This window comes from Pseudomonas sp. PS02302 (genome assembly GCF_029959585.1).
In the GTDB taxonomy this organism is placed as follows: domain Bacteria; phylum Pseudomonadota; class Gammaproteobacteria; order Pseudomonadales; family Pseudomonadaceae; genus Chryseomonas; species Chryseomonas aestiva.
This window is the reverse complement of the sequence record NZ_JASCON010000054.1, coordinates 14,732-37,160: the sequence shown is the minus strand read 5'-3', so window position 1 is coordinate 37,160 and position 22,429 is coordinate 14,732. Positions and strand designations below refer to the sequence as shown.

Genomic DNA, 22,429 nt, shown 5'->3' with positions numbered 1-22,429 from the left:
CCCCTCAGCGGGGGGGGTGTTGCGCCGGGGGGGGGGGCGGGCGGGGCCCTCCAACACCCCCCCCCCCGCCCCCCGGGGGGCGCGACTGCCGAGATGGACCAGGTGCCAGTCGTTGGCGAAGCCGTCTTCGCTGGAGTACTGGCACATCGGGGAGACCACCACGCGATTGGGCAGGGTCAGCTGACGCAGGGTCAGGGGTTGGAACAGGAGACTCATGGCGGACCTCGTCTAGTCGGGATGCACGGTATTGGAGTGCTACCAACCAGAATAGATCGCCGATCCGACAGGACTCGTCTGAAAAGTGCCTGCGCCCGGTGATGCTGCGTTGAAAATCAGCTGGATCGCCAGTCCGGCCTGGGCGGCTCCATCGGAATGCTCATTTACCTTTCGTAAACTCGTTCGCGAGCCCGGTCCGCTTCCTCGCTGAGTTGATTTGCTGGCGCTCACCCCCAGGGCCAGCCGTAGGCTGTTACTCCCTTTGCTCGTTGCGCCTTGCCTGACCTTCGCTCGGCAACTGTTCAGGCGAGCCCTAACGCGGTGCCAGGTGCACCACCAGCAACTGCACATTCTCGTTACCGCGGAATTCGTTCACGTCCAGCCGATAGGCCAGCTCGGCCCAGCGGATGTTGGGATCCGGCCAGGTGTCGCGATCGATGTTGAAGGCGATGCCGTCCAGCTCGGGGCCGCCCTGCTCGCTGCGCAGGGTCAGCTTGAGGTGCCGTTCCTTGAGCAGACGCTGGGAGAGGATCTCGAAGGTGCCGTGGAACAGCGGCTCGGGAAACTGCTGGCCCCAGGGACCGGCCTGGCGCAGGGCCTGGGCCAGGCCGAGCTGGAATTCGGTGGGCGCAAGGCTGCCATCGGTCTGCAATCGGCCGCTGAGGTCGTCCGCTTGCAGGTGACGGCGCACCTCGGCGTCGAAGGCGGCGGCAAAGGTCTCGTAGTGCGCCTGGGGCAGGCTGAGGCCAGCGGCCATGGCGTGACCGCCGAACTTGGTGATCAGCCCCGGATGACGGGTCGCCACGGCGTCCAGGGCATCGCGGATGTGCAGCCCGGGTACCGAGCGCGCCGAGCCCTTGAGCATGCCGTTGCCACTGCCGTCGTCGGCGAAGGCCAGCGCCGGGCGGTGATACTTTTCCTTGAGGCGCGAGGCGAGGATGCCGATCACGCCCTGATGCCACTCCGGGTCGAACAGGCAGAGACCGAAGGGCAGATTGTCTTCCGGCAACTCCTTGAGCTGCTTGAGCGCCTCGCGCTGCATGCCCTGCTCGATGCTCTTGCGATCCTTGTTGAAGTCGTCCAGCTGCTGGGCATATTCCTGCGCCCGCTGCGGGTCTTCGCAGAGCAGCAACTCGATGCCGATGGACATGTCGTCCAGGCGCCCCGCCGCGTTGAGCCGCGGGCCGAGAATGAAACCGAGGTCGCTGGAGGCCACCTTGCCCGGCTGACGCCCGGCCACTTCCAGCAGCGCCTTGAGACCGGGGCGTGCCCGACCGGCGCGGATCCGCATCAGCCCCTGGTGCACCAGGATGCGATTGTTGGCGTCCAGCGGCACGACGTCGGCGACGCTGCCGAGGGCCACCAGATCCAGCAACTCGGCCAGATTGGGCTCGGCCAGGCCCTGACGGGCGAACCAGCCGTTCTCGCGCAGGCGACTGCGCAGGGCCAGCATCACATAGAAGATCACCCCGACCCCGGCGATGCATTTGCTGGGGAAGGCGCAGGCCGGCTGATTCGGATTGACGATGGCATCGGCGGCGGGCAATTCGGCGCCTGGCAGGTGGTGGTCGGTGATGACCACCTGCAGCCCGGCCGCCTTGGCCGCAGCGACGCCGTCCAGGCTGGAGATGCCGTTGTCGACGGTGAGCAGCACCTCGGGTTCGCGCTGCAGGGCCACGGCAACGATCTCGGGTGTCAGGCCGTAGCCGTATTCGAAGCGATTGGGCACCAGGTAGTCGACCCAGGCCGCACCCAGGCGACGCAGGGCCAGCACGCCCACGGCACTGGCGGTGGCGCCATCGGCATCGAAGTCGCCGACGATGAGGATGCGCCGACGCTCTTCCAGGGCGCGTGCCAGCAGCTCCACCGCCGCCTCGATGCCCTTGAGCTGGTGATAGGGCACCAGCCGCGCCAGGCCCTTGTCGAGTTCCTCCGGCAAGGTCACGCCGCGCGCGGCATAGAGTCGGGTGAGCAGCGGCGGCAGGTCGCCCAGGTCGGGCAACACCGCCGGCAGCGGACGGGGCTCCAGGCGCATCAACGTTCGCCCAGCAGCCATTCCAGCTGCAATTCGTGCTGACCGCGGTCGTCGGTGACGAACAGGGTGCCTTCGCTGATCGTCACCTGCCAGGAAATGCTGCGCGGCAGATCGCGGGCCAGCTCGGCCAGGGGCTCGGCGGGGACCGCGGCGATATGCAGATTCTTCAGCGTCCTGACCGCATCCACCACCTTGGTCTGCCAGACGCGCAGGTTGCCGTAGGCCAGCAGGCTGGTGCGCTCGGTACGGCGGCTGCACCAGGTCAGGCGGTCGGCATCGGGTTGGCCGACTTCGATCCAGTGCAGCACCCGACCATCGAGACTCTTTTCCCACAGCGCCGGCTCGTCGACGTCGGACAGGCCACGGCCGAAGGCCAGCTGCTCGTTGTACCAGAGCACGTAAGCCAGCAATCGCACCGCCATGCGCTCCTCGGTCTCGGAGGGATGCCGCGCCACGGTCAGACGCAGATTCTCGTAGACCCCGCGATCCAGATCGGTGAGGTTGAGTTCGACTTTGTAGGGCGTGGCTTGCAGAGCCATGGCGGGTCACCGGCAGGGAAAGCCGGGCATTGTACCGGAAAAAAGGCAGGGGACCTTGGGACCGCGGATCCGTAGGTTGGGCTGAGAACAGCGAAGCCCAACGCTAGAAGGTTCGAGTCCGCCTCGTTGGGCTTCGACGATGGAGCCGTCTCAACCCAACCTACAGGCCCCCGTAGGTTGGGTTGAGCGCCGCGCAGCCCAACCCGGGTGTGCTACCGCCCTACAGCGGCTGACCACGCTTGCCGTGGCGGCTGACGAAGGCCTGGACGGCGGCGAGGTCGTTGGGCAGCACCGTGCAGCGCTCTTCGCGTTGCAGCAGGTCGGCCAGGTGGGTCGGCAGGCTGAGGGTCGCGCCGATGCCGGCCTTTTCCACCGCTTCGGGGAATTTCACCGGGTGCGCGGTGCCCAGCACCACCATGGGCGTGGCCGGGCTGCGCCGGCATTCGCGAGCGGCGCGCACGCCGATGGCGGTGTGCGGATCCAGCACCTCGCCGGTGGCGGCATAAACCTCGGCGATGGTGGCGCAGGTCTCTTCATCGCTCACGGCCAGGGAGTCGAACAGCTTGCGCGCCTCGGTCCAGCGATCGTCGGCCACCGTCAGGGTGCCGCTGCTGCGGAAATTCGCCATCAGCTCGGCCAGGGCCAGGCCATCGCGACCGTGCAGGTCGAACAGCAGGCGCTCGAAGTTGGACGAGACCATGATGTCCATGGACGGCGACAGCGTGGCTTCCAGCTGCTGCTTGTCGTAGCGATTGCCGGACATGAAGCGATGCAGGATGTCGTTGCGGTTGGTGGCCACCACCAGCTGGCTCACCGGCAGCCCCATGTTGCGGGCCAGGTACCCGGCGAAGATGTCGCCGAAGTTGCCGGTGGGCACCGAGAAGGCGATGGAGCGCGCCGGGGCGCCCAGCTGCAGGGCCGCGTGGAAGTAGTAGACGATCTGGGCCATGATCCGCGCCCAGTTGATCGAGTTGACCGCCACCAGCGGGGTGCCCTTGAGGAAACCCTGGTCGGCGAAGCTGGCCTTGACCATCTCCTGGCAGTCGTCGAAGTTGCCTTCGATGGCGATGTTGTGGATGTTGTCGCCCAGCAGCGTGGTCATCTGCCGGCGCTGCACTTCCGATACCCGCTGGTGCGGATGGAGGATGAAGATGTCGACGTTCTCGCAGCGCTGGCAGCCTTCGATGGCCGCCGAGCCGGTATCACCGGAGGTGGCGCCCATGATCACCACGCGCTCGCCGCGCTTGGCCAGCACATGATCGAGCAGCCGCCCCAGCAGTTGCAGGGCGAAGTCCTTGAAGGCCAGGGTCGGACCGTGGAACAGCTCCAGTACCCATTCGTTGGCGTCCAGCTGGCGCAGCGGCGCAATCGAGCCATGGGCGAAACCGGCGTAGGTCTCTTCCAGGATGGCCTTGAATTCGGCATCGGCGATGGAGCCGGCGACGAAGGGTTTCATCACCCGGAAGGCCAGCTCGTGATAGGGCAGACCGGCCCAGGAGGCGATCTCCTCCAGGGAAAAGCGCGGCAGATTCTCCGGGACGTAGAGACCGCCATCGCTGGCGAGACCCGCCAGCAGCACTTCTTCGAAATTCAGCGCGGGCGCCTGGCCGCGGGTACTGATGTAACGCATGACTCGACCTCGGGAAAGACGGCGGCGCAGGGCGCCGCCAGGCTGCTCAGTTCAGGTGCTCGACGCGGATGCGGACGACATCGCCGACGACATCGTCCAGGGCTTCCAGGGCGGTGATGGCCTCGACCATGTGGCGCTCGGTCACGCGATGGGTCAGCAGGATCATGGGCACCAGGCCGTCATGTTCCTCGGCTTCCTTCTGCATGATGGACTCGATGTTGATGCCACGCGCCGAAAGGATGCTCGCCACCTGGGCCAGCACGCCCGGGTGATCCTTGGCCTGGATGCGCAGATAGTAGGCGCTCTCGCAGGCCTCGATCGACAGCACCGGATGGTCGGACAGCGCATCGGGCTGGAAGGCCAGGTGCGGCACGCGATTCTCGGGATCCGAGGTCATGGCGCGAACCACGTCCACCAGGTCGGCCACCACCGCTGAGGCGGTGGGCTCCTGCCCGGCACCGGCGCCGTAGAACAGCGTCGAGCCGACGGCGTCGCCATTGACCATCACCGCGTTCATCACGCCGTTGACGTTGGCGATCAGGCGATCCGCCGGGATCAGCGTCGGGTGCACCCGCAGCTCGATGCCCTGGGCGGTGCTGCGCGCCACGCCCAGGTGCTTGATGCGATAGCCCAGCGCCTCGGCGTAGCCGACATCGGCGGTGGTCAGGCGGGTGATGCCCTCGGTGTAGGCCTTGTCGAATTGCAGCGGAATGCCGAAGGCGATGGAGGCCAGGATGGTCAGCTTGTGGGCGGCATCGATGCCTTCGACGTCAAAGGTCGGATCGGCCTCGGCATAGCCCAGCGCCTGGGCTTCGGCCAGGACATCGGGAAAGGTGCGACCCTTCTCGCGCATCTCGGAGAGGATGAAGTTGCCGGTGCCGTTGATGATGCCGGCCACCCAGTTGATGCGGTTGGCGGCCAGGCCTTCGCGCAGCGCCTTGATCACCGGGATGCCGCCGGCCACCGAGGCCTCGAAGGCGACGATCACGCCCTGCTCGCGCGCCTTGGCGAAGATCTCGTTGCCGTGCACGGCGATCAGCGCCTTGTTGGCGGTGACCACGTGCTTGCCGTTGGCGATGGCGCGCAGCACCAGTTCGCGGGCCAGGGTGTAGCCACCGATCAGCTCCACCACCACGTCGATCTCGGGATTGTCGGCCACCGCCAGGACATCGGCGGTGATCGGCGTGCTGCCGGTATCGCACTGGGGATTGGGTCGGCGCTGGGCGATCTGCGCCACCTCGATACCCCGCCCGGCGCGCCGGGCGATTTCCTCGGCGTTGCGCTTGAGTACGTTGAAGGTCCCGCTGCCCACGGTACCCAGACCACAGATGCCTACTTTGACCGGCTTCACACCCTTATCCCCCTATCAGGTGGCGCCGCTCCGCAGCGCCGTTGAAATCTCTCGCAGCGCCTAGCGGGCGCTGATTGCCGCTTCCGCCAGCTGGTCGGCCGGCTGGTAGCCCGGGATCATCTGGCCATCGGCGAGAATGATCGCCGGCGTGCCCTGGATACCCATGTTCTGTCCCAGCGCGAATTGCTGGGCGACCGGATTCTGGCAGCTCTCGGACTTGACCTCACGGCCGGTGAACATCTGGTTCAGCGCCGCCGGCTTGTCCTTGGCGCACCACACCGCCTCCAGCTGCTTGGAACCCGGCGAGCCCATGCCCTGGCGCGGGAAGGCCAGGTAGCGCACCTCGATGCCGCGCTTGTTCAGCTCGGGCACCTCGGCGTGCAGCTTCTGGCAATAGGGGCAGGTGGTGTCGGTGAAGACGGTGATGTGCGCCTTGGTCTCGCCCTGGGCGGGATAGACGATCATCTGGTTGCGATCGAGGCCATTGATCTGCCGCGCCACGGCGACGTTCTCGGCCTTCTCGGTCAGGTTGGAGGCCTTGCCGTCCTTGACCTGATACAGATAGCCCTGCATGACGAACTGGCCATCGCCGCTGGCATAGAGCACCCGGCCGCCCTTGAGCTGGACCTGGTAGAGGCCTTCCAGCGGACTCTTGGCGATGGACTCGATGGCGAGATTGGGTTGCAGCGCGGTCAGGCTCTGGCGAATGGCCTGCTCAGGTTCGGCCTGAGCCAGTTGCACGCCGAGCCCCAGGCAAGCGGCGAGCAACAGTTGGGAAATACGCATGTTTGACTCCTGTTGAGACGCCGGCAAGCCTACCACAGACCTGCTGGCTACGGCGGGGGGCCCTAGCCGCGCGGATGGTGCTGGGCGTGCAGTTGCTGCAGTCGCACGCGGGCGACGTGGGTGTAGATCTGGGTGGTGGACAGGCTGGTATGGCCGAGCAGCATCTGCACCGTGCGCAGATCCGCGCCGTGATTGAGCAGATGGGTGGCGAAGGCGTGCCTGAGGGTATGCGGCGACAGCGAGGTGCGGATGCCGGCCACCTGGGCATGCAGCTTGATACGGTGCCAGAAGGTCTGCCGGGTCATGGGCGTACCTCTCTGGCTGGGAAAGAGGATATCGCCGGGCTGGCCGCCCAGCAGCAGCGGACGCGCGGTCTTCAGATAGTCTTCGAGCCAGGCGATGGCCTCTTCGCCCAGGGGAATCAGCCGCTCCTTGCTGCCCTTGCCGAAGACCCGCAGCGAGCCTTCGCGCAGATTGATCTCGTCCAGGGTCAGGCTGATCAATTCGGTCACCCGCAGACCGGTGGCATACAGCACCTCAAGCATGGTGCGATCGCGCAGGCCGAGACTGTCTTCGGTATCCGGCGCGGCCAGCAGGGCTTCCACATCCGCCTCGGACAGACTCTTGGGCAGCGGCGCGCCCAGCTGCGGCATGCTCACCAGCAGCGTCGGGTCCTCGGCGATCCGCCCTTCGCGCACGCCGTACTTGTAGAAGCTGCGCAGACCGGAGAGAAAGCGCGCCGTGGAACGCGCCTGGTAACCCTCGCTCAGGCGCCAGCCGAGGTGATCGAGCACGGCGTCACGGCCGACCGTCTCCAGGGTCAGCCCCCTGCCCTCCAGCCAGCGGGCGAAGGCCAGCAGATCGGTGCGATAGGCGCTGCGGGTATGGGGCGACAGCCCCTTTTCCAGCCACAGGGCATCGAGGAATTCCTCGATCAGCCGTTCGGCGCTCACGCGGCGAAGCCGGGCAGCACTGGCGTCGGCTTGCCCTCGTCATCGACGGCGACAAAGCTGAAGGCGCCGTTGATGGCGCGCTCGCGCCCCTCCGCCAGCATGCCTTCGACGAAGACCTCCACCTGCACCTTGATGCTGGTGTTGCCAACCTTCACCACCCGGCCGATCAACTCGACGATGGAGCCGGCGGGAATGGGGTGGTTGAAATCGATCCGGTCGGTGGAGACCGTGACCAGCGGCTTGCGGCAGAAGCGCGTGGCGGTGATGAAGGACACCTCGTCCATCCAGGCCAGGGCGGTGCCGCCGAACAGGGTGTCGTGATGATTGGTGGTGGGCGGGAAGACCGCCTTGGCCACCCGGGTTTCCGACAGCGCCGTGCGCCGCTGGATTTCCGCTTCGCGGGTGCTCATATCTGTAATACCTCGAACCTCAGAAACGAAAAAAGCAGCCGAAGCTGCTTTTTTCTGGTCACGCCGCGATCAGGAAAGCTTTTCCTTGATGCGGGCAGCCTTGCCGGACAGTTCGCGCAGGTAGTACAGCTTGGCCTTGCGCACGTCACCGCGACGCTTGACGCTCAGGCTGTCGACCAGCGGGCTGTAGGTCTGGAAGGTACGCTCGACGCCAATGCCGTTGGAGATCTTGCGTACGGTGAAGGCGCTGTTCAGGCCGCGGTTACGCTTGCCGATCACCACGCCTTCGAAAGCCTGCAGACGCTGACGGTCGCCTTCCTTCACCTTAACCTGGACAATCACGGTGTCGCCGGGGGCGAACGCCGGGATTTCTTTGTTCATCTGCTCAGCTTCGATCTGGGCAATGATTTTGTTGGTCATGTCACTCTGCTCCTAAGACAGGCCGCGGCCCGCCATCGATACCTAACTATCGTTCCGCTGACGGAGATATTCCGCCAACAGGTTCTGCTCTTCCCCAGAAAGCGAGCGGCCATCCAGAAGATCGGCGCGTCGCTCCGCAGTGCGTCCCAGGGACTGCTGCAGGCGCCAGCGCCGGATATGCTCGTGGTTACCACTGAGCAACACGTCGGGTACGCGACGGCCCTCGTACACCTCGGGTCGGGTGTAGTGCGGGCAATCGAGCAGGCCGTCGGTAAACGAGTCCTGCTCGGCGGAATCCGCATGCCCCAAGGCTCCGGGCAGCAGTCGCGTGACCCCATCGATCAGCACCATGGCCGGCAATTCACCGCCGGACAGCACATAGTCGCCAATCGACCATTCCTCATCCACGTGCGTCTCGATGAAACGCTCGTCGATGCCTTCGTAACGCCCGGCGATGAGGATCAGATGTTCCTCCTGCGCCAATTCCCGTACCGCCGCCTGGTCGAGCTTGCGACCCTGCGGCGACAGGTAGATCACCTTCGCCGCCGAATCACCCTTGGCATCGGCCAGGGCACGCTCCAGCGGCTGAATTTTCATGACCATCCCGGGACCGCCGCCGAAGGGCCGGTCGTCCACGGTCTGGTGGCGATCCTCGGTGTAGCTGCGCGGGTTGTAGCAGGTCAGCTCCAGGAGCCCCTGCTTCATCGCGCGACCGCTCACGCCATAGGCGCTCACGGCGTCGAACATCTCGGGAAAGAGGCTGATGACATCGATACGCATGGATCAGAAATCCGCGTCCCAGTCGACCTGCATCTCGCCCTTGGCCAGATCCACCGCCAGCACGTACTGGTCGGGCAGATAGGGCAACAGACGCTCACGATCGTCGAGGCTGCCTGCACAGGGCAGGACCACCATGACGTCGTTGGCCCCGGTCTCCAGCAGATGATCCACCACACCCAGCCACTGGCCTTCGCGATTGATCACCTTGAGACCTTCCAACTGATACCAGTAGTAGTCACCGGCGCCCAGCTGGGGCAATTCGCTGCGCGGCACGCAGATCTCGAAACCGGCCATCAGGCGGGCTTCTTCACGATCGTCCAGGCCCTGCAGACGTACCGTCAGGACCTTGCCGTGCAACCGACCGCCGAGCACCTTGACCTGCCGGGTCTCGCCTTCGCGCCTGAGCGTCCAGGTCCGATAATCCAGCAGATTGTCGAGCGGATCGGTAAAGGAGTAGATCTTGAGCTCACCGCGTACGCCGAAGACCGAAACTATCTTGCCCAGGACCACCAGGTCGGGGGCGGAGGTCGGCGTACTCATGATCTTCAGGCGGTAGCCTGAGCGCTCTTGAGCAGCTGAGCGACGCGCTCGGACGGCTGAGCGCCCTGCGACAGCCAGTAGCTGGCACGCTCTTGATCCACCGACAGACGGATTTCGGCGCCGCTGGCCACCGGATTGAAGAAACCGATGCGCTCGACGAAACGACCATCACGCGCATTGCGGCTGTTGGTCACGGTCAGGTGGTAGAAGGGGCGCTTCTTGGAGCCGCCACGGGCTAGACGGATGGTTACCATTGAACTTCGTTCCTGTAGTCGGTGCTTGTAGCTGTGGGCACACTGGGCCACATGGCCCGAAAGGCCGCATATTCTAAGGGCTGTCACCCAGTTTGCCAATGGCTTTAAACGGCGCCCTCGGCATAGCGACAGCCTGGAGACTCCGACAGCGGAGTCCCGCCACTCGCGAAGGTGCATCAGCACTGGTGCCGACACCCCTTGCAGAGTCCTTTCCGATGCCGACCATCTGGCGACGGGCGGCATCGTGAAATCACATCTTGGGCATGCCACCGCCGGGGAGCATGCCGCCCATGCCGCGCATCATCTTGGCCATGCCGCCCTTGGCGGTGACCTTCTTCATCATCTTCTGCATCTGCTTGTGCTGCTTGATGAGGCGACCAACGTCCTGCACCTGGGTACCGGAACCCATGGCGATACGCTTCTTACGCGAGCCGCTGATCAACTCCGGATCACGGCGCTCGGCCGGAGTCATGGAGTCGATGATGGCTTCCATCTGCTTGAAATGCTTTTCCGCGGCGCCCTGGGCATTGCCCATCTGCTGGATGTTCACACCGCCCATCATGGTCGGCAGCTTGTCCATCAGCGAACCCAGGCCGCCCATGTTCTTCATCTGGCGCAGCTGGTCGCGGAAGTCTTCGAGGTCGAAGCCCTTGCCCTTCTTGAGCTTCTTGGCCAGCTTGTCGGCCTTCTCGCGATCCAGGGTCTGCTCGGCCTGCTCGATCAGCGAGAGGACGTCGCCCATGCCGAGGATGCGCGAGGCGACGCGATCCGGGTGGAAGGGATCGAGGGCTTCGCTCTTCTCGCCCATGCCGATGAACTTGATCGGCTTGCCGGTGATGTGGCGGACCGACAGGGCGGCACCGCCCCGGGCATCGCCATCGACCTTGGTCAGGATCACGCCGGTCAGCGGCAGGGCGTCGTTGAAGGCCTTGGCGGTGTTGGCGGCGTCCTGACCGGTCATGGCGTCGACCACGAACAGGGTCTCGGCCGGCTTGGTGGCGGCATGGACCTGCTGGATCTCCGCCATCATCTCGCTATCGATGTGCAGGCGACCGGCGGTGTCGACGATGACCACGTCGATGAATTTGAGCCTGGCTTCGCGGATGGCGGCCTGGGCGATCTCCACCGGCTTCTGGCTGATGTCGGAGGGGAAGAAGGTGACCCCCACCTCCCCGGCCAGGGTTTCCAACTGCTTGATGGCGGCCGGGCGGTAGACGTCGGCGGAGACGACCATGACGGTCTTCTTCTTGCGCTCCTTGAGGAAGCGCGCCAGCTTGCCCGCGGTGGTGGTCTTGCCCGCGCCCTGCAGGCCGGCCATGAGGATGACCGCCGGCGGCGCGACGTTGAGCGCCAAATCTTCGTTGGCCGCGCCCATGATGGCTTCGAGCTCGGCGCGCACGATCTTCACGAAGGCCTGGCCCGGGGTCAGACTCTTGGACACCTCGGTGCCGACCGCCCGCTCCTTGACCCGATTGACGAACTCCTTGACCACCGGCAGGGCGACGTCCGCTTCGAGCAGCGCCATGCGCACCTCGCGCAGGGTGTCCTTGATGTTGTCTTCGGTGAGCTTGGCCTTGCCGGTGATGTGGCGCAGGCTTTGGGACAGGCGGTCTGTGAGATTCTCGAACATGCGGACATCCAGGGCAGAAACGGCGGCTGACCGACAAGTATAACGAAAGTGCGCCTGACCAGGGATAGCCGCTAGGGCCGGTAGCTCGTGAAACGGTCAGCAGAGCCCTGAGCGGCCCACCGCCGAAAGCAGGGAAAAGGCACCGACACCAGGGCCGATGCCTACGGGGACGGGATCAGAAGATCAGCGAGAAGATGCCGATGACCACCACCAGGCCGATCAGAAAGATAATGCCCATGGTACCGCCGAGAAATTTAAGCATGGTCGTGACCTCTTCTAGATATGTACCTCTTGGGACCACCCCGCGGCGGCCTGGGTTCGCCCAATCCTGCCAGCCGGTGCCAGGGCGCGGCTCAGACTTTCTGTACCGCCCTGTCTGTGCCACACTCGCCTGCTTTCCGCTCTGCTGAAACCGGACCATGCACGCCCTGCTGCCCACCCTCCTGGCCGCTGCCCTCTATCTGCTCGCGACCCTCTACCAGGGCAGTTGCCTGCTGCGCAAACAGCCATCGAACAAGCCCCTGGTCCTGGGCGCCGGCATCCTGGCCCTGCTGCCCCACGCCCTGGCCGTCTATCTGCAGCTGATCCTCGAGCCGACCCTGAGCCTGGATTTCTTCGACGCCTCCAGCCTGATCTCGGCGACCGCCATCGCGCTGATGCTGATCGGCTGCCTGCGCATGCCGTTGCAACCCTTGCTGGTACTGGTCTATCCCCTCGGCGCCGTGACCGCGCTGCTGGCCGAATTCGTGCCGCCGGGCACCGTGACCCCGCTGGACGTATCGCCCAGGATCGTCGTGCACGTACTGCTGTCGATCATTGCCTATGGTCTCTTCACCCTGGCGGTGCTGCAGTCCTGCCTGGTGCTGTTGCAGAACCATCAACTCAAGAACAAGCACCCCTCGGGGCTGATCCGCAGCTTTCCGCCGCTACAGACCATGGAAAGCCTGCTGTTCGGCTTTCTCTGGGCGGGCTGGGTGGTGCTGTCACTGGCGCTGATCTCCGGCTGGTTCTTCGTCGAGGACATGTTCGCCCAGCACCTGATCCACAAGACGGTGCTCTCCTGCATCGCCTGGGTGGTGTTCGGCATCCTGCTGTGGGGCCGCCATCGCCGGGGCTGGCGCGGCCATACGGCGATCCGCTGGACGCTGCTGGGCTTCATCCTGCTGATGCTGGCCTACTTCGGTAGCAAGCTGGTGCGGGAATTCATCCTGCATCGTTGACAGTCGTCGTTCCACTACCTGCATAATCAGGCGACCGAACCACGTTCGGCGCGACCCGGCCAACAGCCGCTTCGCGCCCGGCACGTCATAACAGGTCGTCCCGCCCGTCCCCATCCTCGGACAGCCGCTGCCCCACCGGGCCGCTCCGGCAGACGCCTCCTACAAGAACGACTGCCCGGTACCCCTGCATGTCCACGACCGCTGCCGCCTTCGACGCGCCCACCTCCGTGCCGCGTAATTCCCCCACCCGCGTGGCCACCGCCAGCTTCATCGGCACCGCCATCGAGTTCTACGATTTCTATGTCTATGCCACGGCCGCGGCCCTGGTGATCGGCCCGGTATTCTTTCCCCAGGGCGCGGGCATGGCCCAGACCCTCAGCGCCTTCATCACCTTTGGCATCGCCTTCCTGGCGCGCCCCCTGGGCTCGCTGCTGTTCGGCCATTTCGGCGATCGCATCGGCCGCAAGTCCACCCTGGTGGCTTCGCTGCTGCTGATGGGCATCTCCACCACCCTGATCGGTCTCCTGCCCGGCTATGCCAGCATCGGCGTCTGGGCACCGATCCTGCTGTGCCTGCTGAGATTCGGCCAGGGCCTGGGCCTGGGTGGCGAATGGGGTGGCGCGGCGCTGCTGGCCACCGAGAATGCCCCACCCGGCAAGCGCGCCTGGTTCGGCATGTTCCCCCAACTCGGCCCCTCCATCGGCTTCCTCATGGCCAACGGCCTGTTCCTGGCCCTGGCGCTGCTGCTGGACGACGAGCAATTCCGCGCCTGGGGCTGGCGCATCCCCTTCCTGCTCAGCGCCCTGCTGGTGGTGGTCGGCCTCTATGTGCGGTTGTCGCTGCACGAGACGCCGGTGTTCGCCGAATCCATGGCTCGCCGCGAGAAGCTGCGCCTGCCCATGGTCGAGACCTTCGGCAAGCACGGCAAGTCGGTGCTGCTGGGCGCCCTGAGCATGGTGGTGTGCTACGCCCTCTTCTACATCTCCACGGTGTTCTCGCTGAGCTACGGGGTAAAGAACCTCGGCTACAGCCGCCAGGAATTCCTCGGCCTGCTCTGCGTGGCGGTGCTGTTCATGGCCCTGGCCACGCCGCTGTCGGCCTGGCTGGCGGATCGTTTCGGCCGCAAGCCGGTACTGGCGGTGAGCGCCATCGCCGCCCTGCTGTCGGGCTTCGCCATGGAGCCGCTGCTGACCCACGGCTCCAGCCAGGCGGTGGGCCTGTTCCTGGCCCTGGAGCTGTTTCTCATGGGCATGACCTTCGGCCCCATGGGCGCCCTGCTGCCGGAGATCTTCCCCACCCAGGTGCGCTACACCGGCGCCTCGGCGGCCTACAACCTGGGCGGCATCCTCGGCGCCTCCCTGGCGCCCTATGCCGCGCAGCAACTGGTGGAAGCCGGTGGCCTGAGCTGGGTGGGTGGCTATGTCTCGGCGGCGGCGGCCATCAGCCTGGTGGCGGTGCTGTGCATGCGCGAAACGCGCGACCAGTCGCTGTAGATTTTTCTACCCAATAAAAAAGGGCCCCGCGGGGCCCTTTTTTCGTGATGCGCAGACGAAGTTACAACTCGACCTTCACCGCCTGGGCGGCACGCACGGCCTTGGCTCGTGCGGCCTCGATGCTTTCATCGCGGGCCAGGGCCACGCCCATGCGCCGCTGCCCCTTCACCTCGGGCTTGCCGAACAGACGCAGTGCGCTGTCGGGTTCGGCCAGGGCCGCGCCGAGGTTGGCGAAGGCGGTCTGGCGCGAGTCGCCGTCCACCAGGATCACCGCCGAGGCCGAGGGGCCGAACTGGCGGATGACGGGAATCGGCAGGCCGAGGATGGCCCGGGCATGCAGGGCGAATTCCGAGAGATCCTGGGAGATCAGGGTCACCAGGCCGGTGTCGTGGGGCCGCGGCGAAACCTCGCTGAACCAGACCTGGTCGCCCTTGACGAACAGCTCCACGCCGAACAGACCGCGACCGCCCAGGGCCTCGGTGACGGCGCGAGCGACTCGCTCGGATTCGGCCAGGGCCTGCTCGCTCATGGCCTGGGGCTGCCAGGACTCGTGGTAGTCGCCCTTGACCTGGCGGTGCCCGACCGGTGCGCAGAAGGAGGTGCCGCCGACGTGGCGCACGGTCAGCAGGGTGATCTCGTAGTCGAAGTCGACGAAACCCTCGACGATCACCCGGCCCTTGCCGGCACGCCCGCCTTCCTGGGCGTACTGCCAGGCGGCCTGCAGCTCGTCGGCGCTGCGCAGCAGACTCTGGCCCTTGCCCGAGGAACTCATGATCGGCTTGACCACGCAGGGATAGCCCAGCGCCTCGGCGGCGGCGGCGTAGTCCTCGTAGGTGTCGGCGAAGTGATAGGGCGAGGTGGGCAGGCCCAGTTCCTCGGCGGCGAGGCGACGGATGCCTTCGCGATTCATGGTCAGCTGGGCGGCGCGGGCGGTAGGCACCACGGTGTAGCCCTCGCCTTCCAGTTCCACCAGGGTAGCGGTGGCGATGGCTTCGATTTCCGGCACGATGAAGTGCGGCTGCTCGCGCTCGATCACCGCGCGCAGGGCGGCACCGTCGAGCATGTCGATGACGTGACTGCGGTGGGCGACCTGCATGGCCGGGGCATCGGCATAGCGATCCACGGCGATGACTTCGACGCCCAGGCGCTGCAGTTCGATGACGACTTCCTTGCCCAGTTCGCCGGAGCCGCAGAGCAGCACGCGGGTGGCGCTGGGGGACAGGGGGGTACCGATACGGGGCATGACAGATCTCTCCGGCTGATATCAGGTCAGGAAGGCCGCACCGCTCGCCCGCGCCCGCTCGTCGCAGCGCAGCAGCACCTCGCGGCGCTCGCTCTCGCTCATGGACATCCAGCGGGTGATCTCGGCGGCGCTACGCTGGCAACCGATGCAGATGTCCTGTTCGTCCAGGGCACAGACATGGACGCAGGGCGAACGCACGGGTGAATCGGCGGTGGTCATGCGGCTTCCCTCGAATGGCCGCGCATTGTGCCCGTTAATACCAAATTTGGCATGTGCCTTTACCTTGCCGATACCGCTCAATCCCGCTTGGGCGGTGCCTTGAGCACGATGCCGGCGTCGTACAGCAGGTTGACCAGTTCGACGATGATCACCGCGGTCAGCCCCCAGATGCGGTGCTCGCCATATTGATAGCTGGGCACCTGCCAGCGCAGGCCATCGTGGTCGACCCGGAAGGTGTAATCCGGCGGCACCTCGCAGAAGAACCGCAGGGGCACGGTGAAGATCGCGGCGATCTCGGCTTCGCTGGGAATGTATTCGAGCTGATCCGGAATCAGCGCGACGATGGGGGTCACCGCCAGCCCGTAGCGCGATACCAGCGGACTCAGGGGCGCGATGACTTCCACCAGACCCGGTGGCAGCCCGACCTCTTCCTCGGCCTCGCGCAGGGCGGTGGCGACCAGGTCGGCGTCCTCGGGATCGCGCCGCCCGCCCGGCAGGGCCACCTCGCCACCGTGGGTGGACAGGTTGCTGGCCCTCAGGGTGAGTAGCAACTCGGGGTGCTCGCCGCGAATGATGGGCACCAGCACCGCCGCTTCCTGGTAGCTTTCGGTGCCGCCCAGAGTGCGCGGCTGATAGTGACGCAGGCGCTGGAGCAACTCATCCACGCCAAGATTCTCCCTTGCTCATCGTATCCCCTGGATCATGGCACGCCCGTCGGGCAATCCCAAGCCCAGCCATCGCTTGCGAGGCCCGGGAGCGCCCCGGCACACTGCAGCAAAACGAGGATGAACCATGAAGCATTGCAATCACTGTGGCGGACTGCTGGAAGCGCGCATTCCCGCGGGTGACAACCGGATGCGCCTGGTCTGCCGCCAGTGTGGCGCCGTGCATTATCAGAATCCGCGGGTGGTGGCCGGCTGCCTGGCAACCTGGGAGGGCAAGGTGTTGCTCTGCCAGCGAGCGATCGAGCCGCGCCAGGGGTACTGGACGCTGCCGGCGGGCTTCATGGAAAACGGCGAGACCACCGCCGAGGCCGCCGCCCGCGAGACTTTCGAGGAAGCCGGCGCGCAGGTGCAGGGCCTGGAGCTCTATACCCTCTTCGACCTGCCGCACATCGATCAGATCTACATGCTGTTCCGTGGCGAGCTGGTCGACGGCCGCTTTGCCGTCGGCGAGGAAAGTCTCGATGTGCGCCTTCTGGACGAAGCCGACATCCCCTGGTCGTCTCTGGCTTTTCCGACCATCAAGCGAACACTAGAATGCTTTTTCGCCGACCGCCGTCGCGGCGAGTATCCGTTGCGTCACGAGGACATGGCGCCCATGGTGGTCGCCCCCAAGCCTGCCTGAGGGCCTGCTCAAAGTCTGCTGCGCGTCGGCCCAACGTCGTTGAAAATGCCTTCGGAATGCTCATTTACTATCTGTAAACTCGAGCGCGAGTCCGATCCGCTTCCCAGCCATTTTCGCCTTGTTTGTCTCTAGCTCGCGAGACCTTGAACAGGCCCTGAGCTCTTCCGAGGATCTTCCCGACATGCGTCCGTTGCACCTGTTGTTGGCGCTCTGCTATGTGCTGTGCGGTTCGTTGCTTCCCCAGCTGGCTCAGGCCAGCACCAGCGTCACGGTGATTCGCCAGCCGGCTGCGCCGCTGATCGACAAGGTGCTGGTGATCAAGTCGCGCAACCAGTTGCAGCTGCTCAGCGGCGATACCGTGATGAAGTCCTATCGCATCTCGCTGGGCAAGAATCCCCGCGGCCCCAAGCTGCGCGAGGGCGACCAGCGTACGCCGGAAGGCTTCTACTGGATCGACTGGCGCAAGACCAGCGACAAGTTCAACCTGGCCATGCACATCTCCTATCCCAACCGGGAGGATCTGGCCCGCGCGCATCAGGCTGGCGTACCCCCAGGCAGCATGATCATGCTGCACGGTACGCCCATCGACGAGGAATACCCCGAGTGGTACTTCAACTCGCTGAACTGGACCAATGGCTGCGTCGCGCTGACCAACCAGGACATGCGTGAGGTCTGGGGCCTGGTCAAGGACGGCACCCTGATCGAGATCCGCCCCTGAGAGTCTATCCAAAGGCCGCTGCGCGTCGGCCGAACCGCGTTGAAGATGCCCTGGGCGGCCCCGTCGCAATGCTCATTTTCCCTTCTTAAACCCGCGCGCGAGCCCGGTCGAGCGCGAGTCCGATCCGCTTCCTCAAGTATCTTCGCGGGGCCGCCCAGGCCTTGTTTGGCTCTGGCTCGCGAACCTTTGCCCAGACTCTGCGCCGATAGGCGTCCCCTGTCCTATCCCGCCACCTGCTCCGCCGGCGAGACGATGGTGGTCTTGCCACGCGACCGACCGCTGCTGAGATAGTCGGCGATTGACTCCTGGGTGACCTCGCCAAGGAAGTCGTTGTCGGCGCTGAGCACCGGCAGCCAGGAGCTGTTGAACTGGTACATGCGTGACAGCAGGATGCGCAGGTGCTCGTCGAAGGCCGCAGTGGCCTTGAACGGGGTGACAAAGGGCGCCACCGGCCCGCTCTGGCCGCGCAGGTCACGCCGACGCACGTAGCCCAGGCCCTTGTTGGCGGCATCCGTCACCACCACATGGCGGCGGTCGTGCTCTTCCATCAACTCCACGGCGTCGCCGATCAGGGTTTCGGCCTGGATCGACGGCGCATTGTCGGCCGCGTCCTCGGCACGGATCAGCAAGAGGCGCTTGAGGGTGCTGTCCTGGCCGACGAAGTTGCTGACGAATTCATCCTTGGGATGGGCCAGCAGGGTGTCCGGATGGTCGAACTGCACCAGGCGGCCGCCACGGAACACGGCGATCTTGTCGCCCAGGCGGATGGCTTCGTCAATGTCATGGCTGACCATGATCACCGTCTTGTTCAGCGCCCGCTGCATCTGGAAGAACTCGTTCTGGATGGCGTCGCGGTTGATCGGGTCCACCGCACCGAAGGGTTCGTCCATCAGCAGCAGCGGCGCATCGGCCGCCAGGGCGCGGATCACCCCGATGCGCTGCTGCTGGCCGCCGGAGAGTTCGCGCGGATAGCGCGACAGGTACTGCCTGGGTTCGAGCTGCACCATGCTCATCAACTCGGTGGCGCGCTCGCGGCATCTCTTCTTGTCCCAGCCCAAGAGCTTGGGCACCACCGTGATGTTTTCCTCGATGGTCATGTTGGGAAACAGACCGATCTGCTGGATCACGTAGCCGATATGCCTTCTGAGGGTCACCTCGTCGATGCCGGTGGTGTCCTCGCCATTGATCAGTACCCGTCCCGAGGTGGGTTCGATCAGGCGGTTGATCATCTTCAGGGTGGTGGTCTTGCCGCAGCCGGAGGGGCCGAGGAAGACGCAGATCTGGCCCTCCTCCACGGTGAGGCTCACGGCATCCACCGCGGTCACGTCCTTGCCGTGCTGCTTGAAGGTCTTGGTCAGGCGGTCGAGTTCGATCATCTGGGGCTCCTTAAGAGGCGCTGCGCAGGCCGCGCGGGGTGAGGCGGCGTTGCAGCCACTGCAGGACGAGGTCGGCGACGATGGCCAGCAGGCTGACCAGCACGGCGCCGACGATGAGGGTGGCCATGTCGCTGCGACTGATGGCGGTGAGGATGAGCACGCCCAGGCCACCGGCGCCGATGGTGGCGGCGATGGTCATGACGCCGATGTTCATGACCACGGCGGTGCGCACCCCGGCCAGGATCACCGGCAGGGCGATGGGCAGCTCGACCATCCGCAGGCGCTGCCAGAAGGTCATGCCGATGCCGGCGCCCGCCTCGCGAATGCCTGGTTCGACGCTGGTCAGCGCCAGGTAGGTGTTTCTCAGGATCGGCAGCAGTGAATAGAGGAACACCGCGGTGATCGCCGGCAGCGGACCGAGGCCCTGGCCGAACTTGGAGTAGAAGGGCAGCAGGAGACCGAACAGGGCGATCGAAGGCAGCGTCATGACCACCGTGGCCAGCGCCTGCAGCGGTCCGGCCAGCGCAGGGTAGCGGGTCATGAGGATGCCCAGGGGCACGCCCACCAGGATCGCCAGGGTCACGGCGACGCCGACCAGGGTGATGTGCTGGCGCGTCAGTTCGAGGACCTGCAGCCAGTCGATGTGATTGAAGGAGGTGACGAAATCCATGGGTCATTGCCCTCCGTCTAGGGGATGCTGGGCAAGGAAGTCGCGAGCTACCTGGGCCGGGGTCTGTCGCTCGATGTCCACCTTGGCGTTGAGCTGGCGCATGGTGGCCTGGTCCAGGCTTTCCGCCAGGGGCTTGAGCAACGTGGCGAGATCCGGATGCCTTTCCAGGTACCGAGCGTTCACCACCGGCGCGGCGGTGTAGTCGGGGAAGTAGCCCTTGTCGTCTTCCAGCACCTTGAGCTTGAAGGCGTCCAGGCGGCCGTCGGTGGTGTAGACCAGGCCGGTGAAGACCTGGCCGTTGCGCAGGGCGGTGTAGACCAGGCCCGGGTCCATCTGGCGGATGTCATCGCGGGTGTAGCTCAGGCCATAGGCCTTGACCAGGCCGGCGAGGCCATCGGAGCGGTTGGCGAACTCGATGTCCAGCGCGGTGAGGTGCCGCTTGCCCGCCTCGGCCTTGAGCAGCCCGGCCAGGTCACTGATGCTGTTGAGTTCGGGATGCTGCCGGGCGACCTGCTCCGGCAGCGCCAGGGCATAGGTGTTGTTGAAGCGGGTGGGCGCCAGCCACGCCAGACCGACCTTGGCGTCCAGCTGCTTGACCCGCTGGTAGGAGGCGTCCTTGTCCAGTCGTTCGGTGACATGGTTGTAGGCCACCAGCGAGGTACCGGTGTATTCCCAGGTGAGGTCGAGCTGGGCGTTCTTCACGCCGTTCCAGGCGATGGTGCTGCCCAGGCCGCCGACGATCTCCGGCTGGTAGCCGTGCCTGGACAGATACTGCCCGGTGAGTTCGGCGAGGATGGCTTGCTCGGTGAAGACCTTGGCACCGATGCGGATCGGATCGGCCTGGGCAGCACTGGCCAGCGTCAATCCGAACCAGGCGGCGCCCAGGGCGATAAGCAACTTCTTCATCTCGTCTCCTTAGCGGGCCAGGCCGCGTTCCAGCCAGAGGCGACTGGCGAGCAGCACCAGGCCATCCAGCAGCAGCGCCAGCAGTGCGGTGGCGGCGGCGCCCAGCAGCAGCTGTGACTGGTTCTCCAGGGCGATGGCGGGAAAGATCAGGCTGCCCAGGCTGTTGGCGCCGATGAGAAATACCAGCGGCGTGGTGCCGACATTGATCGCCAGGGCGACCCGAACCCCACCGATGATGATGGGCACGGCATTGGGCAACTCCACCTTGGTCAGCACCTGGGTAGGCGTCATGCCGATACCGGTGGCCGCTTCCTTGAGCGAGGCGGGCACGTTCTTCAGCCCCTCGTAGGTGTTGCGCACGATGGGCAGCAGCGAGGCGAGGAACAGCGCCAGGATCGCCGGCCCGTCGCCAATGCCGACGATGCCCAGGGCAATGGCCAGCACAGCCAGCGGCGGGACGGTATTGCCGATGTTGAACACCTGCATGAAGCGTTCGGCGCTGCGGGCGAATCGCGGTCGACTGAGCAGCACCCCGGCGGGGAGTCCCACCAGCAGCGCCAATACCATGGAAACGACCACCAGATAGAGATGGGCCTGGAGATAGAACAGCAGATCCGCGCGATAGGTAGCGAGGGTATCCCTACCGATCCAGTGCACCAGCAGTGCCAGGATCACCACTCCCACGGCCGTGCCGAGCAGGAGGGTCTTGAACTTCGCCATGTCAGGCTCCTTCAACGGGCGGACAGGCCGCATGCCTTCCGAGTGCGGACCTCGCGACAGGAGCGAGGCGCAGGACGGCTGTCCGGGTTCAGGGTCGAGACACAGCAGGGCATGGCGGGTATGCCGGCTGGACCAACGGGGCACTGCGGATCTCGGATCTGCCTAGCCCTTGGGTGTCGCTCCCTGGGGAACGACATGGCGCCTTGCCTCGACCGAAGAGATTGACGCCCATCGCAGTCGATAGTTCGTCAGCTCCTTTTCAGGCTAACCCAATAGACTCGCTCAATGCCAATCCGATCGCGAAAGCCGCATGGCTTGACAGCGTGAAAGGCCCGGGCGAGAGGCCTTGCTACCCCACCGAGGGCAAGAGGCGCGGGCTAGAGCGGCCGGAAAATATGTGACGATAAATTTAATACACTTACTGTTAGCTGCTTAGCAGCACCAGCGCGAACCCTGTCGCAGATACCACCGCGAGCCGATCCCGTTTCGTGGAGCGGCACACAACCCAGCTGACGTACGGTCACAACTGAAACATCTTTCTGTGAGCCAGTACGGCGCCGAGGTTTTGGCACCTCTTTATCATGCCGACGAGTGGCTGACGCTCTGAGGGAACATTCAGCCGTGACAAGGTCAATAGGTGGCCCAGTGATAGCACCAAACGCCATTTCTGGTACCGCTATAAAAACAGACTATTCATCGAGCTAACTTCAAAGGGAACGTTATGAATGACATGACGGCTTGTGCATCGTTGGACTCCGCTATTCTCTCCTCTGCCCCCGTGATGCTGCTGCAACCCAAGGTGGAAAATTGGGTGGTGGTGTATGCGCACGGTGGCCTGATCACCGAATTCAGCGACGAGGCCACTGCCCGCCGCGAAGCCGAGCAGTGGGCTGGCATCTGCCTGCGTCGCTGAAAACCGCTTTCGAATGATCTGCCTGCGCCATCAACCGATGGAAAGTAGTCACAGGCAGCT

Annotated in this window: 26 protein-coding genes; 5 read left to right on the top strand and 21 right to left on the bottom strand. The window is 65.2% G+C overall.

Features of this window, described 5'->3' with window-relative positions:
- The 14 genes from QMX82_RS17460 to QMX82_RS17395 form a co-directional block, all read right to left on the bottom strand.
- Positions 1–216, bottom strand: a 216-nt coding sequence (locus QMX82_RS17460; RefSeq protein WP_442969398.1) for an oxidoreductase, incomplete at its 3' end; no start/stop codon positions are given.
- Positions 217–529: 313 nt separating this feature from the next.
- Positions 530–2,251, bottom strand: coding sequence for a single-stranded-DNA-specific exonuclease RecJ (gene recJ, locus QMX82_RS17455; RefSeq protein ID WP_282285914.1), 1,722 nt, complete (start codon positions 2,249–2,251; stop codon positions 530–532).
- On the bottom strand, positions 2,251–2,790 hold the full coding sequence (locus tag QMX82_RS17450; protein ID WP_158891322.1) for a YaeQ family protein: 540 nt from the start codon (positions 2,788–2,790) through the stop codon (positions 2,251–2,253). Before QMX82_RS17450 ends, recJ begins: the two co-directional genes overlap by 1 nt.
- Positions 2,791–3,010: 220 nt before the next feature.
- Positions 3,011–4,420, bottom strand: a complete 1,410-nt coding sequence (gene thrC / locus QMX82_RS17445; protein WP_282285908.1) for a threonine synthase — start codon at positions 4,418–4,420, stop codon at positions 3,011–3,013.
- A 46-nt stretch (positions 4,421–4,466) separates the two neighbouring features.
- Positions 4,467–5,771 (bottom strand): homoserine dehydrogenase, encoded by a 1,305-nt coding sequence (locus QMX82_RS17440; protein ID WP_208692582.1) that lies wholly within the window; start codon positions 5,769–5,771, stop codon positions 4,467–4,469.
- 60 nt (positions 5,772–5,831) lie between these two features.
- The gene (locus tag QMX82_RS17435) at positions 5,832–6,557 is read right to left on the bottom strand and encodes a thioredoxin fold domain-containing protein (protein WP_158891329.1); all 726 of its coding nucleotides are present in this window, start codon (positions 6,555–6,557) and stop codon (positions 5,832–5,834) included.
- Between the two features lie 62 nt (positions 6,558–6,619).
- Positions 6,620–7,510 (bottom strand): site-specific tyrosine recombinase XerD, encoded by an 891-nt coding sequence (gene xerD / locus QMX82_RS17430; protein WP_282285903.1) that lies wholly within the window; start codon positions 7,508–7,510, stop codon positions 6,620–6,622.
- Positions 7,507–7,920 (bottom strand): acyl-CoA thioesterase, encoded by a 414-nt coding sequence (locus QMX82_RS17425; RefSeq protein ID WP_133862625.1) that lies wholly within the window; start codon positions 7,918–7,920, stop codon positions 7,507–7,509. Before QMX82_RS17425 ends, xerD begins: the two co-directional genes overlap by 4 nt.
- Positions 7,921–7,989: 69 nt before the next feature.
- Positions 7,990–8,340, bottom strand: a complete 351-nt coding sequence (gene rplS / locus QMX82_RS17420) for a 50S ribosomal protein L19 (protein ID WP_208692587.1) — start codon at positions 8,338–8,340, stop codon at positions 7,990–7,992.
- 42 nt (positions 8,341–8,382) lie between these two features.
- Entirely contained in the window at positions 8,383–9,120 is a 738-nt protein-coding gene (gene trmD / locus QMX82_RS17415; protein WP_158891335.1) for a tRNA (guanosine(37)-N1)-methyltransferase TrmD, read from the bottom strand.
- 3 nt (positions 9,121–9,123) lie between these two features.
- Positions 9,124–9,660 carry a ribosome maturation factor RimM gene (rimM, locus tag QMX82_RS17410; RefSeq protein ID WP_282285898.1) on the bottom strand — a complete coding sequence of 179 codons (537 nt, stop codon included), beginning with the start codon at positions 9,658–9,660 and terminating at the stop codon, positions 9,124–9,126.
- A gap of 5 nt (positions 9,661–9,665) precedes the next feature.
- Entirely contained in the window at positions 9,666–9,914 is a 249-nt protein-coding gene (gene rpsP / locus QMX82_RS17405; protein WP_017640797.1) for a 30S ribosomal protein S16, read from the bottom strand.
- A 250-nt stretch (positions 9,915–10,164) separates the two neighbouring features.
- Positions 10,165–11,544 (bottom strand): signal recognition particle protein, encoded by a 1,380-nt coding sequence (gene ffh, locus QMX82_RS17400; protein ID WP_282285893.1) that lies wholly within the window; start codon positions 11,542–11,544, stop codon positions 10,165–10,167.
- A 175-nt stretch (positions 11,545–11,719) separates the two neighbouring features.
- Positions 11,720–11,965, bottom strand: a complete 246-nt coding sequence (locus tag QMX82_RS17395; RefSeq protein WP_208692593.1) for a hypothetical protein — start codon at positions 11,963–11,965, stop codon at positions 11,720–11,722.
- Between QMX82_RS17395 and QMX82_RS17390 the strand changes: the two genes are divergently transcribed.
- Positions 11,964–12,764 carry a cytochrome C assembly family protein gene (locus QMX82_RS17390; RefSeq protein ID WP_208692604.1) on the top strand — a complete coding sequence of 267 codons (801 nt, stop codon included), beginning with the start codon at positions 11,964–11,966 and terminating at the stop codon, positions 12,762–12,764. The two genes, QMX82_RS17395 and QMX82_RS17390, sit on opposite strands and share 2 nt — an antisense overlap.
- 188 nt (positions 12,765–12,952) lie before the next feature.
- Complete coding sequence (locus QMX82_RS17385) at positions 12,953–14,257, top strand: MFS transporter (protein ID WP_282285884.1); 1,305 nt, start codon at positions 12,953–12,955, stop codon at positions 14,255–14,257.
- A gap of 61 nt (positions 14,258–14,318) precedes the next feature.
- On the opposite strand, the gene purT is transcribed toward QMX82_RS17385, so the two are convergent.
- From purT to QMX82_RS17370, 3 genes are all read right to left on the bottom strand, one after another.
- Positions 14,319–15,500: a formate-dependent phosphoribosylglycinamide formyltransferase gene (gene purT, locus QMX82_RS17380; protein WP_282285882.1), complete on the bottom strand. Its 1,182-nt coding sequence runs from the start codon at positions 15,498–15,500 to the stop codon at positions 14,319–14,321.
- Positions 15,501–15,521: 21 nt separating this feature from the next.
- Positions 15,522–15,719, bottom strand: a complete 198-nt coding sequence (locus tag QMX82_RS17375) for a DUF1289 domain-containing protein (RefSeq protein WP_208692610.1) — start codon at positions 15,717–15,719, stop codon at positions 15,522–15,524.
- A gap of 77 nt (positions 15,720–15,796) precedes the next feature.
- Positions 15,797–16,384 (bottom strand): CoA pyrophosphatase, encoded by a 588-nt coding sequence (locus QMX82_RS17370; protein ID WP_282285879.1) that lies wholly within the window; start codon positions 16,382–16,384, stop codon positions 15,797–15,799.
- 127 nt (positions 16,385–16,511) lie between these two features.
- Between QMX82_RS17370 and QMX82_RS17365 the strand changes: the two genes are divergently transcribed.
- Together QMX82_RS17365 and QMX82_RS17360 are read left to right on the top strand one after the other, a co-directional pair.
- Entirely contained in the window at positions 16,512–17,066 is a 555-nt protein-coding gene (locus QMX82_RS17365; RefSeq protein WP_282285876.1) for an NUDIX hydrolase, read from the top strand.
- A 244-nt stretch (positions 17,067–17,310) separates the two neighbouring features.
- Positions 17,311–17,784 (top strand): L,D-transpeptidase family protein, encoded by a 474-nt coding sequence (locus QMX82_RS17360; protein ID WP_410003744.1) that lies wholly within the window; start codon positions 17,311–17,313, stop codon positions 17,782–17,784.
- Between the two features lie 221 nt (positions 17,785–18,005).
- On the opposite strand, the gene QMX82_RS17355 is transcribed toward QMX82_RS17360, so the two are convergent.
- Genes QMX82_RS17355 through QMX82_RS17340 form a run of 4 tightly spaced genes read right to left on the bottom strand, consistent with a single transcriptional unit; the run spans position 18,006 to position 21,456 of the window.
- A complete protein-coding gene (locus tag QMX82_RS17355) occupies positions 18,006–19,160 on the bottom strand; it encodes an ABC transporter ATP-binding protein (protein WP_282285873.1) in 1,155 nt (384 codons plus the stop codon).
- Between the two features lie 10 nt (positions 19,161–19,170).
- Positions 19,171–19,830 (bottom strand): ABC transporter permease, encoded by a 660-nt coding sequence (locus QMX82_RS17350; protein WP_133861270.1) that lies wholly within the window; start codon positions 19,828–19,830, stop codon positions 19,171–19,173.
- Between the two features lie 3 nt (positions 19,831–19,833).
- Positions 19,834–20,736: a glycine betaine ABC transporter substrate-binding protein gene (locus tag QMX82_RS17345; protein WP_282285865.1), complete on the bottom strand. Its 903-nt coding sequence runs from the start codon at positions 20,734–20,736 to the stop codon at positions 19,834–19,836.
- A gap of 9 nt (positions 20,737–20,745) precedes the next feature.
- The gene (locus tag QMX82_RS17340; protein ID WP_208692619.1) at positions 20,746–21,456 is read right to left on the bottom strand and encodes an ABC transporter permease; all 711 of its coding nucleotides are present in this window, start codon (positions 21,454–21,456) and stop codon (positions 20,746–20,748) included.
- 721 nt (positions 21,457–22,177) lie between these two features.
- On the opposite strand from QMX82_RS17340, the gene QMX82_RS17335 reads away from it, so the two are divergent.
- A complete protein-coding gene (locus QMX82_RS17335) occupies positions 22,178–22,369 on the top strand; it encodes a hypothetical protein (protein WP_208695062.1) in 192 nt (63 codons plus the stop codon).
- Positions 22,370–22,429: the final 60 nt, after the last annotated feature.

Bases quoted from the DNA above. Each gene is read 5' to 3' on its own strand.
- QMX82_RS17425 (WP_133862625.1), bottom strand. From the start codon at position 7,920: ATGAGCACCCGCGAAGCGGAAATCCAGCGGCGCACGGCGCTGTCGGAA.
- QMX82_RS17375 (WP_208692610.1), bottom strand. From the start codon at position 15,719: ATGACCACCGCCGATTCACCCGTGCGTTCGCCCTGCGTCCATGTCTGT.
- QMX82_RS17340 (WP_208692619.1), bottom strand. From the start codon at position 21,456: ATGGCGAAGTTCAAGACCCTCCTGCTCGGCACGGCCGTGGGAGTGGTG.
- QMX82_RS17350 (WP_133861270.1), bottom strand. From the start codon at position 19,830: ATGGATTTCGTCACCTCCTTCAATCACATCGACTGGCTGCAGGTCCTC.
- QMX82_RS17435 (WP_158891329.1), bottom strand. From the start codon at position 6,557: ATGCGTATTTCCCAACTGTTGCTCGCCGCTTGCCTGGGGCTCGGCGTG.
- QMX82_RS17385 (WP_282285884.1), top strand. From the start codon at position 12,953: ATGTCCACGACCGCTGCCGCCTTCGACGCGCCCACCTCCGTGCCGCGT.
- purT (WP_282285882.1), bottom strand. From the start codon at position 15,500: ATGCCCCGTATCGGTACCCCCCTGTCCCCCAGCGCCACCCGCGTGCTG.
- QMX82_RS17365 (WP_282285876.1), top strand. From the start codon at position 16,512: ATGAAGCATTGCAATCACTGTGGCGGACTGCTGGAAGCGCGCATTCCC.
- QMX82_RS17390 (WP_208692604.1), top strand. From the start codon at position 11,964: ATGCACGCCCTGCTGCCCACCCTCCTGGCCGCTGCCCTCTATCTGCTC.
- ffh (WP_282285893.1), bottom strand. From the start codon at position 11,544: ATGTTCGAGAATCTCACAGACCGCCTGTCCCAAAGCCTGCGCCACATC.
- QMX82_RS17345 (WP_282285865.1), bottom strand. From the start codon at position 20,736: ATGAAGAAGTTGCTTATCGCCCTGGGCGCCGCCTGGTTCGGATTGACG.
- thrC (WP_282285908.1), bottom strand. From the start codon at position 4,420: ATGCGTTACATCAGTACCCGCGGCCAGGCGCCCGCGCTGAATTTCGAA.
- rplS (WP_208692587.1), bottom strand. From the start codon at position 8,340: ATGACCAACAAAATCATTGCCCAGATCGAAGCTGAGCAGATGAACAAA.
- rimM (WP_282285898.1), bottom strand. From the start codon at position 9,660: ATGAGTACGCCGACCTCCGCCCCCGACCTGGTGGTCCTGGGCAAGATA.
- trmD (WP_158891335.1), bottom strand. From the start codon at position 9,120: ATGCGTATCGATGTCATCAGCCTCTTTCCCGAGATGTTCGACGCCGTG.
- QMX82_RS17335 (WP_208695062.1), top strand. From the start codon at position 22,178: ATGAATGACATGACGGCTTGTGCATCGTTGGACTCCGCTATTCTCTCC.
- QMX82_RS17450 (WP_158891322.1), bottom strand. From the start codon at position 2,790: ATGGCTCTGCAAGCCACGCCCTACAAAGTCGAACTCAACCTCACCGAT.
- rpsP (WP_017640797.1), bottom strand. From the start codon at position 9,914: ATGGTAACCATCCGTCTAGCCCGTGGCGGCTCCAAGAAGCGCCCCTTC.
- recJ (WP_282285914.1), bottom strand. From the start codon at position 2,251: ATGCGCCTGGAGCCCCGTCCGCTGCCGGCGGTGTTGCCCGACCTGGGC.
- QMX82_RS17355 (WP_282285873.1), bottom strand. From the start codon at position 19,160: ATGATCGAACTCGACCGCCTGACCAAGACCTTCAAGCAGCACGGCAAG.
- QMX82_RS17395 (WP_208692593.1), bottom strand. From the start codon at position 11,965: ATGGTCCGGTTTCAGCAGAGCGGAAAGCAGGCGAGTGTGGCACAGACA.